This window comes from Cardinium endosymbiont of Sogatella furcifera (genome assembly GCF_003351905.1).
Lineage (GTDB): Bacteria > Bacteroidota > Bacteroidia > Cytophagales > Amoebophilaceae > Cardinium.
The window spans coordinates 262427-279377 of sequence record NZ_CP022339.1 but is presented as its reverse complement, the minus strand read 5'-3'; the positions used below and the strand labels follow the sequence as shown (position 1 = coordinate 279377).

The window sequence follows — 16951 nt, the reverse complement described above, 5'->3', positions numbered from 1 at the left end:
AGGCTTTATCTCATTTTTATGCCAGTTATACTCTCTTCGTTGACCTCATCTATAAGACTACTTATATAATCATTAGGTTCCTTCGTGTACTTGGCTTTAAACAGATTAGGGTTCTCTATAAGCTCCTTTAGATACTTATTAAGTTGCTGCAAGGCATCTAGCTGCGATCCGGTAGTCCTTCGGAAGATCTTTAACTGTTCCATCAAAGACATTTCGGCCGTATTGTTACACATTTTAATAGTGTCTGCTGGCCAACCCTTGTAAAGGTAAATCATTGCACTTACGAGTCGCCTGTTTTCCTCTTTGGTAAATCTTCTTGCGAAAAGAATGGCCAAATTCCTAACACTATCTGCATCGACTTCATCGAAAAGCATTTTTAATGCTTTTTGATCGTTGTCATTATACTCTACCATCAAATTTAAAAACACCATTCTGTCTTTACCTTTTAATGGTAGTTTATCGCCCCAGCCATCTTCTGGTGTATCTTCATCTTGGGCCTGTTGCGCTTTACCCTCTTGAATCAATTGATGTATAGTTTCTAACTGGACTGTAGTGCCTTTATGGGCAGGTTGGTCTTCTGCTTCATGGAGTTCATTAGGGGTCATAATTGCTAGAATATTGTTGCGCTGACCCTCCGGAAGCTTACATATATTTTCTCTATCCTCATCACTTAACTTTATGAATGGTTTAGGTAGCTGTGATTCAATGTATTGATCCACTGTGTCTGCCTCCTTTAAATTAGTAACTTGGGCTATGCTATTTTTTAATGCAAAAAATTGATCTTTTGGCAATATTGGATGCAAAATTATATAGAGCGTATGATATTGATTGATAAGTTTTTCTACAAGATTTTGGTCTTTGGTTGTATCAATATGTTGTTTCAGCTGTTTCTTTTCATCCCCTGGTACGTTTGGGGCCTGCATGAGGTGTACATATTTTTCCTTGATCGATTCAGGTAGATTACTCAGCGTTTTATTTAGGATAGGTATCAGTTCGTTGCGTACACAACTAGAACTTGTAAAGTGAAAATAGGCTATAGATATGACATAAAACAAAAGATAATGTGCGAAAAATGAATATCTTTTGGAGTCAGTTTTATGTAACATATGCCTGCTATAAATAAAGAAAATGATCTCTGGTATGATCAGTAACATACCCACAATAGTAGGTGATGGATGCCTAACATCTAAATTTAACTATTAATCACAATAAAGAAAAATAGGTTGGTCACGCTTACAGAGTAGTTGACCTCTACCTATAATTATTTTCTTTCCATTTTATATACCCTTATACGCCATTTGGGTGGCTACCGCCTATTCGGTCTGCCTATGGTAAATTGAATGTATTGTAGGAATGGGGCTTGCTTATATATCAGAAATGTTGTAGAATTGTTAGGCTAAGCCAGGTACATGGCAGCCTATTGTTACTATTTTTATAAAATAAGTTAGATTGCATCTATTTGTATCAGCCAAAGCGCTTTATAGGGCTACAAAAACAGATTTGTCCTCCCAGTTTTTTTGCAAAAAAATAGAGGTTTCCTATCCCTGCATCAGCAGGTTAGCTATTTAGTCATTCAATGCCTATGCAACCATTATCTTTTTTCCACTTTTCTACCAAAGCGTTACAAATCATTGTTTTTTTGGGGGGGCTAACCAGTAGCGGTTTCTCTACCCATGCTACATCAGAGGCTACTGAAGTATCTGGCGCTAGTCAACCTACTGTTGTTTATACAGCGTTGATATGGGCTATTCAAGAGAATAACTTACAAAAAGTTTCAACTCTATTACTTGACCGAAAAAAGATTAATAATCAAGATTTTTTAGGATATAGTCCTTTGCATTATGCGGCTAAATATGCGAAACCAGCCATTGTGGACTGTCTGATTAAGTCCAAAGTTTTGTTGGATCAGGTAAGTGTTAGAAATGGCAATACCCCCCTGTTGCTTGCGGTTGAAAGAGGGCATAAAAAGATTGTATCGCTTTTACTAGCAGCTGGTGCCAATCCAAATATAGTCAATCGTCAAGGCTATAATGCATTACAACTTGCTATTCAAAAAAATAGGAAGGATCTTGTGCAATTATTATTGCAAGCAGGCGCTATGTGTGATACGGAGCCTAGCCCTTTATGGATCGCTATTAAAGCGTGTAATCTGCCAATCGTTCAAATGCTGTTGCAGCAAAAACAGATGGTAGAAACGAAAGATAAAAAAGGATATACTGTGTTGCATTGGGCGGCTCGTCAAAATGTAGTAGCGCTCTTTCGTGCATTACTAAACGCTGGACGTTTTAACATTAATGCCAAAGCAACTAACGGTGCTACACCTTTGCACCTTATAGCTGCAAATAAAAAAAGTAAGCTGTTAAAAACTTTGCTCCACTGTTGCTTGTTGGAGATAAATGCACAAGATTGCACAGGTAGTACGCCATTGCATTATGCAGTCGCTACGCAGCAACGGAAAAGTGTAGATCGTTTGTTGCGTTATCCGGCTATTGATGTGAATATACAAAACAATATAGGCCAAACTGCTTTACATTATGCGGTACAGTGCCAAGATAGGGCTATTGTAAAAAAACTACTGGTACACGCTGGTAGAGGCGTATGGATAAAAAATAAAGAAGGGCTTACACCATTAGAACTAGCCATGCATCAAAATAATACTAAGCTGTATAAGTTAATGCTTGTCCATGTAGGTCTTTTAGGTATGGATTAACCTTCCTTATTGTGGTCTATCCAATGGGTAGATCATCCACTGTAGTGACCTAGTAAATATCTAAGATGATCCAAGAAGATTCGATTATTCTTAAGCTGATAGCAAAAGAAAAAATACGTCAAGAGGAAGGGTTAGAATTGATCGCTTCTGAAAATTTTGTTTCTGCTCAAGTAGCTGCTGCTACAGGCAGTATTCTAACGAATAAGTATGCAGAAGGTCTTCCAGGTAAGCGCTATTACGGTGGTTGTCAGATTGTGGATGAAATAGAGTCTTTAGCTATTGAACGGGCTAAGGCATTGTTCCATGTCGACTGGGTGAATGTGCAACCCCATTCTGGTTCACAAGCCAATGCAGCGTTGATGATGGCGCTGTTAAAGCCTGGTGATAAAATACTTGGGTTTGATCTATCCCATGGTGGTCACTTAACCCATGGCTCCTCTGTAAATTTTTCTGGCAAGCTATATCAATCTTTTTTTTATGGTGTAAACCGAGAGACGGGATGTGTGGAGTGGGAGGAAGTAGCCCGAAAGGCAAGGGAGGTACAACCTGTTCTGATGATTTGTGGTGCCTCTGCCTATAGTCGTGATTGGGACTATGCCCGGTTACGCGTGATTGCAGATGAAGTAGGGGCATTTTTGTGGGCAGATATTGCCCATCCTGCAGGTCTTATTAGCCAGGGGTTACTCAATAATCCTTTTCCTTATTGCCACTTTGTTACTACTACCACGCATAAAACATTACGAGGTCCTCGAGGGGGTATGATACTGATGGGAAAAGATTTTAAGCATCCTAAAACCAATGCCAAGGGGATAGTACAAAATATGTCGGCTCTACTCGATTCGGCTGTCTTCCCTGGTACGCAGGGTGGGCCATTGGTCCATAGTATTGCTGCTAAGGCTGTTGCCTGCTACGAAGCTATGACCAGTGATTTTAAAACATATGCCATACAGGTACAAAAAAATGCAAAGGTAATGGCGCAAGCATTGATGGATAAAGGCTATACAATTGTATCTAATGGAACGGATAACCACCTGTTGTTGGTGGATTTATCTAGTAAAAATATAACGGGTAAACAAGCAGAAGCAGCCTTACAAAAAGCAGCGATTACCACGAATAAAAATTTAATTCCTTTTGACCCTACTACGCCACAAGTGACCTCAGGGATCCGTTTGGGTACAGCGGCAGTAACGACTAGGGGATTGGTGGCCTCTGATATGCTATTGATCGTAGAATGGATAGATGATGTGCTTAAAAATATTGGCAATGAACATAAGATTAAAAAGGTCAAGGAAGCAGTCAATAGATATATGCGCCATTTCCCCTTAACAACGGTTGATCATTTGAGCTAGTCGAGTGGACCTGTTCAAATCACTGTTTTTTGTGTTAAAAGAAAAAAGTAAAAAAATTGCCTTACTAAAACAGTACCATGAATAGAAACGATACAAGCATTATAGCTGCCTTTTATCTAGCGAAGGGGGAATCGTTTCGTGTGATCTACCGTCGTTAGCTTAGGAGTTCTTTCATCTTGCCAACAAACAGAAAGTCTTGTAATGGCTTTAGTCTGGTATGTAAAATATCTTTAGAACTACCTTCCCATGATTTTTTGCCCTGGTGCAGGAACAAAATAAAATCGCCTAGGGATAAAATGGTATTCATATCATGGGTCACAATTACAGTAGTGGTTTGATAGGTATGGGTTACTTGGGCAATTAATTCATCTATTTTAAGTGCGGTTTGGGGGTCTAGCCCTGAGTTCGGTTCATCACAAAAAAGATATTTAGGATGGTTCACAATAGCTCTAGCAATACCAGCGCGCTTTTTCATACCCCCACTTAATTCATTGGGCATCTTATGCTTGGCATCTGTAAGGCCTACTTGTTCCAGACATGCATGTACACGATCTTTCTTTTCTGATGCGCTCATAGCAGTGAGTACATCTAATGGGAAGCGAATATTTTCCTCTATATTTTTAGAATCAAATAAAGCCCCTCCTTGAAAGAGCATACCAATTTCCCTTCTTATTTCAGTTTGTAGCGGTTTATCGCCATATACTAGATCCCGCTCATCAAAAAGAGAAACGCCGCGATCTGGCATAACCAATCCAAGTAAACATTTTATTAACAGACTTTTACCCGTTCCACTGGCACCTATTACTAAACTGATTTGCCCAGCTTTAAATCTACCCGTGAGCCCATTTAGGACCACCTTGTCATTAAAAGATTTAGAAATGTTTTCAAAGGTAATCATACAAGTGTGATCAGGTTAGATACGATGACCAAGTAAAACATAGACTAAAAATAAGTCTGCGATCAGAATCGCAATACAACTACTGGTCACAGCATTTGTACTGGATTTGCCTACATCTAATGCCCCCCCCCTTGTAAAAAAACCTTTATAACAAGCAATAGAAGAGATAATAAAAGCATAAACCAATGATTTATAAAGTGCCACATGGACATCGTATGCATCAAACGCATTTCTTAACCCATTGATATAGGCTTGAGGGGGAATTGAAGTGAGCCACTTACAAGAGAGAAACCCTCCATAAATAGAAAGGAACATAGCAATAATCACCAGCAATGGATACATCAAGACGGTAGCAATAATTTTAGGTAAAACCAAATAATTATTTGCATTTACACCCATAATCTCTAAGGCATCTATTTGCTCACTAATCCGCATAGAACCCAGCTCACTGGCTATACTAGAACCGATGTTTCCCGTAAAAACAATACCAATTACTGTTGGGGCTAATTCAGAAACGGTCATATTCCGTACCGCAACACCTATAAAATCTTTTGTGATCAGTGGATTTTTTAATTGAGATGCCAACTGAATACAAGTAGCCCCGCCCATAAAAATGGAAATAATACAAACAATAAAGAGGGCATCAACCCCTACCTGAATACATTCTTTCGCAACCCGGGCCAAAAACATGCGATATGGAATGGGATTGCCAAACATTCCACGTAAAAAAAGTAAATATGCGCCAAACGCTTTTATCATAACCTAGAATAAAGCCCAAAGAAAAAACTACATTATATTCCGGGAATATAGCTAAAAAATAGATCTCAATCAAACCATCATCCCCTACTACGCTAGTATAAATATAATAATCTAATTGATTATCAGTAGATCAATACAATTTCATTGATTTTCAATACTTAAAAACAGGTGCATTGGATGTATACTTTTTTTGACCTATGTTTGGCCATAGGGCCACTAAGGCGTTATCTAATTAGCGGAATTTTTGTTAACTCTGCTGTTCTAGGAAAGAGTAGCTCAGTAAACTTATTACATGCTTTATTGTTTCGAACAGGTTTCATGCCAAATCTACCTGGCATACCTCCATTTATGCAAGCCAACGATTGATAATGTCTAGTGAGGGCTAGGTCTTTACAGACTTTATCTATATCTATATCCAATTCTGGACAAGACTTGCAAATAATAGTTGCATCCGTTAAATAACTGATTATACCGGTTCTGTCCTTACCACTTTTACAACAAAATAAAACAGAAGTAGTACTAGGATCAGCTTGACTTAATATTGCTTTACATGCAATATAACTTGCGCAGGTAGTGGCATTGGGATTATCCGATATATAGGTGATCTGTTTTAGGTTATTCAAAAGCTCAGGTGTTTGCGCAGCCTCTCCTAATTTTTCCAACTCCATAAAAAAGCTTTTGTCTTTTGGATCCTTTTTAAAATTTATAGATGGATCTGTAGAATTTTTTGTATACCAAGTTATTGAATCTTCTAATAATTTATTATATTGATTCTTAAGGTTGAAAGATGTTCCAATCCCGTTGATTGATAAATTCATAAACCTGTCATTGCCGACTACCTGCCTTGTATCTTCTACAATCTTTTTTTCACGCAGTTGCTCAAAGCCTTTTATATCCATGTTGTAATTTAAAGATATTACTTCTACATTTTTATCCTGTTGTTGGACTTGTGCCCAATTATCTTGAGTAATTTTCTGGTCCGTCTTTTTATCTGTCCATTGAATAGGTGAAGGCAATGATCCGCTATGGTAATAACGGCCTAATACAGTTGGGTGATTATTCTGATCATAAGCGATAATCCTTTTTTGATAGGCATTCCTGCATCCTGGAATGGTCCGAATTTGGGTTGGGATATAATGCTTATCATCACCAAGTTCAGATTTATAAGCATCAATAAACTTTTGTTCAAATGGATCTAAACGTGTGTAGTATTTTTCTGATTTTCTATTGCGATAGGCTTCTTTCTGGGTTGCTGTTAGGGGTGGCCATTTTGTATCTTCTAATGCAAATTCTTTGCCTTCTATCTTGAATTTAGTCGTAACGTTGTAATGGGTATCATCTAATCCAACATAGTTTTCTGCTATTCTTAAGTTGTTATTTATGGCATCTAGATTTGCATCTAGAAACCCCTTTTTGTATAAGTATGTTACAACGCCTTGATTGATCTCTTTGATCTTGTTTATCCAAAAAGCTTCTGGTTTTTCTAAATGATCCGAATAATAACACAAAAATTCATGCGCTTTGACTTCAAATGCGGAAGGATCTTGCTCATATAGTACACAGATCTTTTTTGCAGCACGATATATATTCAATCCTTGAATGACATAATCTTCTGCAGCGTATAAGCTATGCTGATCATTCGGTTCATCTTTTACGGTGCGTATCAATCTATCTCCTGAAAATTTACAGTGGATATTTCTACTTCTATCAGCTTCTTTACGCATTTTTTCGATGATGCGCTCAAAATCAAAAATTATATTATGCTTCTTAAGATCCGATACGGATGATGGCGGTTGCTTGGCTTTAGGTGTAGCGCTAGCATCCTTATCAGCATCTTTATCAGAATCATAACCGGAATCGTAGCCAGCGCTACCCTCACCGTTAGAATCACTATGCATCTTATTGTCTACATTGCCATCAACCTTAGGATTAAAGATCTTGCAATCATCATCATCACCAAACTCAGGATTAAAATCAATAACCTGCTCTTCCTTCTCCTCTGGCGCATGGTCTGATGCGCATGGCTTGCAGCACAACTTTTTATAAATGGTTGCTACGGGTATAGGTGTTGACGCAGGTCGGCAACGTTTTCTGCTGCAGATAGACGCTTGTAAAAGGAGCATGAGTGCCCAGAACCAAGCAGCTTGTTGAACGTAGGCCATAAAATTGCAAAATGTAGATATGAAATCTGTAGCGTAAATTATTATTTTACTGATTTTAAATTCAAAAAACAAATATATATGGGTATAAACATACAGATATTATATTTTGTATCAATTTGTACATCTTATTTTTTTTGCTTACAATGCCCGGATGCATGCTGCCTTTTTTATTTTTATGCCGGTTTGTAAATTATTATTCTGCTAATTTATGTCATTTAAAATTGTTTCATCCTATGAACCTGCCGGCGATCAGCCCAAAGCTATTCGTGAACTTGTGGCCCACATCAACCGTGGGGTAACGAGCCAAGTATTGATGGGCGTTACGGGATCTGGAAAAACCTTTACGATAGCCAATACCATTCAAGCGTTAAATAGGCCTACGCTAGTGATCAGCCATAACAAAACCTTAGCGGCGCAACTATATGGTGAGTTGCGTTCCTTTTTTCCCAATAATTTAGTTGAATATTTTGTATCCTATTACGATTACTATCAACCAGAAGTCTATTTGCCAGCTAGTGGTACCTATATAGAAAAGGAGTTAGCGATTAATGATGAATTGGAGCGGTTGCGTCTTAGTACAGTGGCTGCTTTGTTAAGTGACCGGAGAGATGTCATTGTAGTAGCTTCTGTTTCCTGTATTTATGGGCTGGGTAAGCCAGAATCTTTCAAGCGCAATAGCCATTTATTTCGCGTAGGCGATGCATTATCGCGTAATAATCTTTTAAAGTGTTTTGTGGAGATGCTCTATAGCCGAGATGATAGTGCATGTACACGTGGGCGCTTTCGCGTCATGGGAGATACCATTGACCTATTTGTGGCTTATGGAGATTATGCCTATCGTTTTATCTTTTGGGGAGATGAACTGGAAGCCATCCATATCATAGATCCTGCCTCTGGTAGCAAACGCAAAGAGCTACAAGAAGCTTTTATTTTTCCTGCTAATCTTTTTATAATGGGGAAAGATATATTGGATAATGCGGTAGAACAGATTCAAGAAGAGTTGCATAGGCAGGTAAACCATTTCAATGCAATTGGCAAGTTGGAAGAGGCCAAGCGGCTACAAGAAAGGACAGCGTTAGATTTGGACATGCTGCGAGAACTGGGGTATTGTTCTGGGATTGAAAATTATACACGCTATATAGATGGCAGGTCAGTTGGAGAGCGTCCTTTCTGTTTGCTAGACTATTTTCCTAAAGATTACCTAATGGTTATTGACGAAAGCCATGTTACCATTCCCCAGTTCAGGGCTATGGCAGGAGGGGATCGGGCTAGAAAAATAAATTTAGTAACACATGGTTTTAGGTTGCCATCTGCTATGGACAATCGTCCATTAAGTTTTGATGAATTTGAACAACTGATCCATCAGGTTATTTTTGTTAGTGCAACGCCTGCTGATTATGAACTAGAAAGTTCGGGTGGCGTCGTTATAGAGCAGGTTATACGTCCTACTGGGTTATTAGATCCTGAAATAGAGGTGCGTCCTACACTGCATCAAATGCATGACATCTTAGAAGAGATTCAACAGATTGTTAAAAAAGGGGAACGGGTATTAATTACCACCTTAACCAAACGCATGGCAGAAGAACTGACCGATTATTTAGTGCATGCCCAAATCCGTTGTAGATACATCCATTCTGAGATCAAAACGTTAGACCGTGTGGTCATATTGAATGCCCTACGCAATGGTACTTTTGATGTACTTGTGGGTGTCAACTTGTTGCGGGAAGGGTTGGATTTGCCCCAGGTTTCCTTGATGATTATTTTAGATGCAGATAAAGAAGGTTTTTTGCGCAATGTGCGCGCGCTGATCCAAACCATAGGCCGGGTAGCGCGTCATGCACAAGGGCGTGTGCTCATGTATGCAGATAGGGTAACCACTTCTATGGAACAGGCTATTAGCGAAACACAACGTAGGCGTGCTTTACAAATCGCTTATAATACACAACATCATATTATTCCTAGTTCTGTATGCCAACAACAACCTGCTATAGCTTTAGAGGATAATAGGCTCGACGCGTTTGGACAAGTAGCGGATGAGGAGCGTGCTTTTCCGACCGTTGTTTCCGACTGTACGGCGCCTTATGGCAAACAAGCCTCCCTACAAGAACGCATTAAGCTATTGGAAGATCAAATGTACCAAGCGGCAGAAGCACTACAGTTTTTGGAAGCAGACCGATTAAAAGAAGCCGTAGAAAGCTTAAAAAAACAGAGCAACGCTTCCTAGAAATCTTTTGTTTTTTTAATTTTTTTTAGTAACCTTAATCATGCGCTTGTAGCAACAGGTGCTGGAGACATAAAAGGCACTGAAGTAGGTACTATCCTTTAGTATAAGCTTCATTGCCTGAGGTTTTTATCTGAAAACGCTATGGCCTAGCAACGCTTTTCATAGCTATTCAGCCATCACCATGTAGGGTATATAGCATGCTATACCACCAAGTTTAATGGCGTAATAAGTAGAATAATAGCTTTTTTTGTCAGTGTTTAGATAGCATTTGATTCTATTTTTATTTCTATTTTCTATGCCTGAATCTAGGGGATAGAAAGGTAATCGAATATTAGGTTGAATGATCAAAATAGAATCTTTTAAGGGAGCCCTATAGGCCTATTTATACAACACTTCAAGCAACAACTAAAAAACAAAAAACAATTATGATGGACAAATTTAATAAAATTAAATCTATCACGAAAGGCCTAGTAGGTTCAAATATAATTTTTCCAGCGACTTATATTTTACTGAGTGCGAATGTGGATTTTTGTCAGGGTCTTCCTGGTAACGCATCCAGGTTTCAAATAGGTGGTGAACCTTATCGACCATCAGTTTCAAAATCAAATGATTTAGAGGTTCAAAATAAAAAGGAAGCGCAAGGTGATGATGTTAAATTTGTATTAGGTAGGGGCACGGTATTGAATCTAGGTGATGAGCTATGTGGTGTTTTTGTAACAGCTGATACCAAAGAGGTGTTTATTGTTAAGCTTCATTCGAAAGAAGGATGGATGAAGCTTATTGAACACCACCCGCAGGTTGGGAAAGAAAGCGAGCAAAAGCCTATCGTACGTGTGCGCTATGATCATATTGAAGATCCGCGTATTATAAAAGTGGACCATACCTTATTGGAACGTTTGTTGCAACAATTGGATCCATCCGCTGCGCTCAGTGCGTCTAGTAGTGACAAGGAAGACTTTTGGCATAAAATACAAGATAATCCATCCTGGAGGGAGATAGCATTTTGTTATAAAGTACCTTTTGTGGATCGTGCTATCTTTAAAGAAGATGGCATCACCTCCGAGTTTACTACGGAGTTATATAAAAAGTATAGCTACACTACAAGCAGTTGCATCAATAGCAAGTTGTCGATTAGTGGTAGCATACCATCTGCTACGCTTAAATCATTTGAAAAGGTAGGGTTTCTGTTGGTTAAAGCGCAGCCTAGTCTGGTACATTTGGTCAAAGAAATGCTAGCGTGTGATTCAGAATGGGCCACTCAGACAGCAGTAGCAGCAGATTATATAAACTGTCCGGCTGAATTTGTAGGTGATCTACTACAATTTGATTCAAAGGGTGTAGCAAATGATTATTCAAGTTTGCGTTTAGAAGCGTATCCATCTGCCTACTGTTACCTTCAGGAAGGGGAATATTATCGTTTGATGACATTAGACCAGGTAAGATTTTTGATGAAAACAGATAGAGAGCCGCATATCTACTATGAGCAAGTAGAGCGATTGTCTGACGATACGCCAATAGACGAGCATGAAAAGGAAGGGGCGCAATCTGATAAGGTACCTGATGGGGGAGAGGTACCCTTACATGCTGAAGATCAAAATGATGCTAGCAGAAATGAGCAACAGACGCATACCCATAATCCAGAAGCTGCACCTACGCAGAATGCGCGTAAGGTGTCCGTACATACTTCACCCATGCAGTATACAGGATCTACATCTACGTCTTGTAAAAAATCTGAGTTTACAACGCCTTTACCGCCTCCTCCACCGCCACCACCACCGACCGCTCCATCTTCAGACCTACAATGTAGTGGTAACAACAGTAATCATACGGTTCATGTTGCGTCTACTCCGCCACAGTCACTGTCAGAAAATGTTCGGTCTAGCAATACACAGACCTCCCAAAATGGTTCTGGTCGTCAGGCATTGTTGGACGCGATTAAAAAAGGTAGACAGCTTAGGCATGTTGAAGTACTAGAAGAAGAACCTACAACACAGATGGAAAAAAGTACGCCTGGCATGAACAGCATACCGGTTCCGCCACCACCACCGCCTCCGATGCCTCCGTCAGCTGGATTCGTTCTACAATCGGTAAGCGAGCCAAATCAAGGTAGTGGGGTTAAAATGGATCAAAGAATACAAAAAGATCGGCCATTACAAAGTAGTAGTGGTAATCCTATGATGGATGAACTAACAAGCAAGTTAAATAAGAAAGCATCTATTCAGTCATCTACTATATCTGAACCCAAACGTTCTCCTGCTGATCAAGCGGTTACACCTGGTGGATCTCAGCTGCTTTCTACCAATGGATCCATTCCGCCTCCACCTCCGATGCCACCAGCTACTGGGCCTGTCGTGAACGGTATACCGGCTCCACCGCCACCAGCAAGTACTGGGAATAAACAGATGCAGCAAAGTAGTACTGATCGTGATGCATTGTTGGAGGAGATTAGAACCGGTGGTATAAAGCTTAAGAAGGTGGAAAATGATCCTAGTTCTGGTAAAAAGGGTAAAGGGCATATCGAATCTACGAATCCCTTGTTTGCGAGCCTACACAAGGCGATGGAAAAAAGGAGGGAGGCACTGAACCCAAAGAATGAAACAGTGAGTGATATTGATTCCGGTTCCGAGCCGGAGGAAGATGACAATGAGTGGGACGATTAGCTATAGATTTATACATGCGTTGCAATAGAGTATGAACCTGCTGGATCACCTAGTCGTAGTTGTGTCAGTATGCTGCTTTATATGGCCGCCTGCCACTAGGCCTTATCTACCTGTTCACGATGTTACTGGGTTAGTAATGGATTGTATCCCACTTCTTTATCAAGAAAAAAGTGGGCAAAAAATCAAGCCCTAACCTGAATAAGGAGGTTTTCCATCAGTTATGTCAGCTTAGATAGACATAGATTATCTATTTCTTAGATAGGCCATTTTTGCTTGAATTTAATTAGCTAACATGAGCATAATAAAAAATAAATTATATAACAAAATTTTATATTCTTTTTCTTACTACTTATCTTTAATCTGCTTTACATGCGGCTGTAATATAACAAGAAGGCTTAATATATACAATTACGAAATGGGTATCTCAGCCAGTCCTTTGCCCTCAGGTTATGAGGGAGGTAGCAATGAAGTGGTAGATCCCTTGCGCAATTTCGAAACAATACAAAAAATAATTCATAAAATTACTTATCAAGATTTTATTGATAATTGCCATCAACCTTGTGATGATAATAAAAATAATTATATACATCGTATACTGGATTACGTGACAAGTTGATACTAGAGCTTTTATATGGTACAGGTATTACCCGATCAAATGTTCTCTTTTGATCCTTCTTGGCTGCTTGATGCAACTTATTTTGTAGTACCCGAACTTTTTCTAGGGCGCTTTGAGCAAAGGTTTTACCCTCTACAGTCACCAATTCCTCCATACTTAATAAGTTTTGATCAAAGTAGGAGCCCTTCCTTCCTGTAAGGTTATGTTGTCCTTACTATCATCAGTACTATGACCCCCTCCGACTTCCTTAGATGCTGTACTTAGAATTTCAGTTTTTTTAACCTTATAACCAGTATATTACAATTATTACTAACCGTGCGTATCTAAGGATCTCCCAAGTTACTGTACAAACATTCTCAATATGTCGCCGTTTAGACGCCGAGAAGTAGATTAGTGGTATCACCTTTATTTCCACTAAACTTGCTGCCTTTACCCGTACATCAGAGGCGATCAGCACTTCTTTCTTCTAGCTCTCCCACTGATATCTGCTAGACATGTAATTACGACGCTACTAATTACGCTCATTTTCATTACGACCTATTGATTTGCCCGCTGGCCCAAAGTGGGTATTGGCCATGCATTGTCAGACATGCTTCATACTAGCCGCTTACGCTGCTAGCATCTGTCTCAGGCTATCCAACTTAAAGGTTTTATTGGTAGGAGCTCCTTTCATCTCCTTTGTTTGTACCATACTTGGCACGCGGTGTACTACACAGACCTGAACTTGTGCATTGGGAAAAGCATTATTAATGGCTGCAGGAAAGCTTTTTAGTCCATCAACACAGGCAATAAGGATATCTTCTACACCCCTTGTCTTAAGCTCGTTCAGTACACCTAACCAGAAATTAGCTCCCTCACTTTCAGATAAATAGAAGCCTAGCATTTCTTTTTTACCCTCTTGATCTATTCCTAATAGGGTATACAGGCATTTACTTACACATTTCCCATCTTCTTTAACCTTAAAAAACATACCATCCATAAAAACTATGGGGTAGACCGATTGAAGAGGACGATTACGCCATTCATTTATTACTGGCAATAAGCTATCTGTAATAGCCGATATTTCAGCAGCTGATACTTTATGATCATAGATTTCTTCAATATGAGCGGCTATAGACTTATAGCTCATACCACTAGAAAACATCCTTAATATCTTGGTTTCCAGTTCAGGATGAAGACTTGTTTGGCGCTTTTTAACTATCTGTGGATCGAAACTACCTACTCTATCTCTAGGAGTTAGTAGATCAAAAGAACCAGAACTTGTGCGCAAAGTTTTACAGCTTTTGCCATTCCTTCGGTTATGTACTGCTGAAGCATTAGATAAGTGGTGCGCCATTCCACCTTCTAAACTGGCCTCTAGAAGTTTCTTGATCAGAGGGGTTAAAGCTCCATCTTTACCTGTCAAAGGTTTACCTAAACGGATAGAGGACAAAATATTTGCCTCCAGAAATTTGTAATCTACTAAACCAACGTAGTCATTCTGCATATGTTCTTCCATGTCTAAAACCTTAAATGTTTAATTATTTAAATTATAACTTTTTGCAGACTTGACACAGTTAATCGAACACTTCCCCAAATTACTTCCTAGATATTTTCTATTCATATTTACTCGTTAATCCATTAAATTATTTTAATGCTGATTAGCATATTAAAAATATGATCTAATCCCGAATTGACGTTCTTAATATGATTGGCTATTGGTTTATTACCTCTTTAAAATAACCAGACTGGTCAACTGTAAAGTGTGTATAAACAACTTCTCTAAAATTATCTTGCTCATCTTTTTGATGTACTTGAACAATTGCCTCTGTTATATTAAGTTTTGCAGCATCACAGGTTATCCCTATCAGGATTTTTTCACTACATGAACCATATTTAATACTGTAATCTTTACTGTGTATTTGTGTTAAAGCCTCCAGCGCTGGTCTATCTATTTTTAACTCAAAGATATAGACAGCTCTTTGGTCGTTTCTATGGTCCTCCATAACGATATCTGTGCGGCCTATGCCACTGTCGGATTCAGCACTAGTCTGCATATCATGCGTTGCATGAAAAACACCATTTAGAAATAAATATAAAGCCCTTTGAAAACTCCTCTCTGTTTTATCTAGAAAACGATAGCCTGCTTTAGCTAAGCAATCACTTCGAATATAGTTAAGAAAGACAGACCACTTTTTATTTCTTAAAGTATTAAGAATCGAAGTGCTATATTGTTTACCTGTTTCCTCCTGGACTTCGTCCATAATCTTAATTAAGGTTGACTTTAAAGCAGATCTTACCTCTTCATTGGGAAACTTTAAATAGTAGTCCGTTGCGTTTTTATCTTCTCGTATGTCCTCTTTAAATCCATTAGGATCTAGGGTAAGATAACCTGTTTGGTACATTAAAGGGAGTAATGGTATCTTGGAAAGAGAGCCTGCTAAATTTTCAAAATCCAGCTTATTGATTGCAAGACTGGACTTATTCCAAGCGATTGTAAACCTATTGATATCATTTCTTATTTGTTGTAGTAAGATGGCAGGATTACCAGAGTTGGACCAGTAATTACCAAATGCTTTATCTCGAAAAAATTTCAATATAGAGTCTGGATTATACATCCGCTTGATACCCTTATTTCGACTAAAACAGTAGCCGTTATAATAATCTTTTAACTCTTGTTTTAATTGTTCGTCTGTATAGCTTTCTCCTTTGTACCAATTTTCCCTTAGATTTATTATGACTGTATTAATATATGTGTGTTTGTCATTAAAGAATAACTTTTCAATATCCTTGTCTGTATAGCCCAACATCTCTGCATAATCCTCATGCAATGATATGTCATTAGCCGAGTTTGCCCCTGAGGTAAGTCCAGATAGGTGAAATTTAGTTACGCCGGTGACAAAGATAAATTTGCAGTCCTTCTGACTGCCTTTTAAAACTTTAAAAAATGAACTAAGGACAGCAAGCACTCCTTCATACTTCTCTTTTTCGCAAGAGATTAATGGACTATCATATTCGTCAATTAAGATAATAGGTGTAGGTTCATAACCATTACCTAGTTTTTTTAATGCATTAATCAACTTTTCCAGTGTACCCTCTACGGTCGGCTCACCTATAATGGGATCTATTTCACTTCTACTTATATTATGATTCTTAGCAAACGTATATAATACATCTATCAAGTTATTTTGTAGTTTTTCTGGATTATCCTTAGCCAACTTTGAGAAGTTCAACCAAATAACTGGATATTTTTTCCACCTATAGGTTTGATCTTTATAAATAGCGCACCCTTTAAACAATTCTTTATTTCCTTTTGCTATTTGATCTATGGTGTCTAGTAGTAGAGATTTACCAAATCTTCGTGGTCTTGTAAAGAAGTAATAAGTTCCCTCATCTTTAAAAAGTTTAGTAATATAAGAAGTCTTATCTGCGTAAAATCCAGCCTCTATCATTTGCTTAACACTGGCCTTCCCAATGGGGATTTGTACACTTTCGGTAGCATCTACTCGTTGCTCCGCTCTTTTTAGTTTTTTCTCTTCTTTTTTATAATCCATATCCTGATCCTTTTATTTAGGAATATATAATCTTGTTGCA

General features: G+C 38.6%; 10 protein-coding genes and 1 pseudogene. 4 read left to right on the top strand and 7 right to left on the bottom strand.

From position 1 onward, the window contains the following. Window positions 1–5 precede the first annotated feature (5 nt). Entirely contained in the window at window positions 6–1106 is a 1101-nt protein-coding gene (locus CE557_RS01170; RefSeq protein WP_114909800.1) for a hypothetical protein, read from the bottom strand. Window positions 1107–1582: 476 nt separating this feature from the next. On the opposite strand from CE557_RS01170, the gene CE557_RS01165 reads away from it, so the two are divergent. Beyond that, window positions 1583–2710, top strand: coding sequence for an ankyrin repeat domain-containing protein (locus CE557_RS01165; protein ID WP_162789921.1), 1128 nt, complete (start codon window positions 1583–1585; stop codon window positions 2708–2710). 65 nt (window positions 2711–2775) lie between these two features. Further along, window positions 2776–4059 carry a serine hydroxymethyltransferase gene (locus CE557_RS01160; protein ID WP_114909798.1) on the top strand — a complete coding sequence of 428 codons (1284 nt, stop codon included), beginning with the start codon at window positions 2776–2778 and terminating at the stop codon, window positions 4057–4059. 154 nt (window positions 4060–4213) lie between these two features. Here the strand turns inward: CE557_RS01160 and CE557_RS01155 are convergent, their stop codons facing one another. The 3 genes from CE557_RS01155 to CE557_RS01145 all read right to left on the bottom strand — a co-directional run bounded on the left by CE557_RS01155 (window position 4214) and on the right by CE557_RS01145 (window position 7878). Further along, a complete protein-coding gene (locus CE557_RS01155) occupies window positions 4214–4957 on the bottom strand; it encodes an ABC transporter ATP-binding protein (protein ID WP_114909797.1) in 744 nt (247 codons plus the stop codon). Window positions 4958–4972: 15 nt separating this feature from the next. After that, on the bottom strand, window positions 4973–5674 hold the full coding sequence (locus CE557_RS01150) for an MlaE family ABC transporter permease (protein ID WP_223245909.1): 702 nt from the start codon (window positions 5672–5674) through the stop codon (window positions 4973–4975). A 266-nt stretch (window positions 5675–5940) separates the two neighbouring features. Further along, on the bottom strand, window positions 5941–7878 hold the full coding sequence (locus tag CE557_RS01145) for a hypothetical protein (RefSeq protein ID WP_114909795.1): 1938 nt from the start codon (window positions 7876–7878) through the stop codon (window positions 5941–5943). A gap of 208 nt (window positions 7879–8086) precedes the next feature. Between CE557_RS01145 and uvrB the strand changes: the two genes are divergently transcribed. Beyond that, on the top strand, window positions 8087–10102 hold the full coding sequence (gene uvrB / locus CE557_RS01140; RefSeq protein WP_114909794.1) for an excinuclease ABC subunit UvrB: 2016 nt from the start codon (window positions 8087–8089) through the stop codon (window positions 10100–10102). 521 nt (window positions 10103–10623) lie between these two features. After that, entirely contained in the window at window positions 10624–12762 is a 2139-nt protein-coding gene (locus tag CE557_RS01130; protein WP_162789920.1) for a WH2 domain-containing protein, read from the top strand. 536 nt (window positions 12763–13298) lie between these two features. Here the strand turns inward: CE557_RS01130 and CE557_RS01125 are convergent. The 3 genes and pseudogenes from CE557_RS01125 to CE557_RS01115 all read right to left on the bottom strand — a co-directional run bounded on the left by CE557_RS01125 (window position 13299) and on the right by CE557_RS01115 (window position 16911). Further along, on the bottom strand, window positions 13299–13532 hold the full coding sequence (locus CE557_RS01125) for a hypothetical protein (RefSeq protein ID WP_114909791.1): 234 nt from the start codon (window positions 13530–13532) through the stop codon (window positions 13299–13301). A 507-nt stretch (window positions 13533–14039) separates the two neighbouring features. Next, window positions 14040–14876: pseudogene (locus CE557_RS01120) on the bottom strand (IS256 family transposase); the annotation flags it as partial. Between the two features lie 196 nt (window positions 14877–15072). Then, entirely contained in the window at window positions 15073–16911 is a 1839-nt protein-coding gene (locus CE557_RS01115; RefSeq protein ID WP_114909790.1) for an AAA family ATPase, read from the bottom strand. Between the last annotated feature and the right edge of the window lie 40 nt (window positions 16912–16951).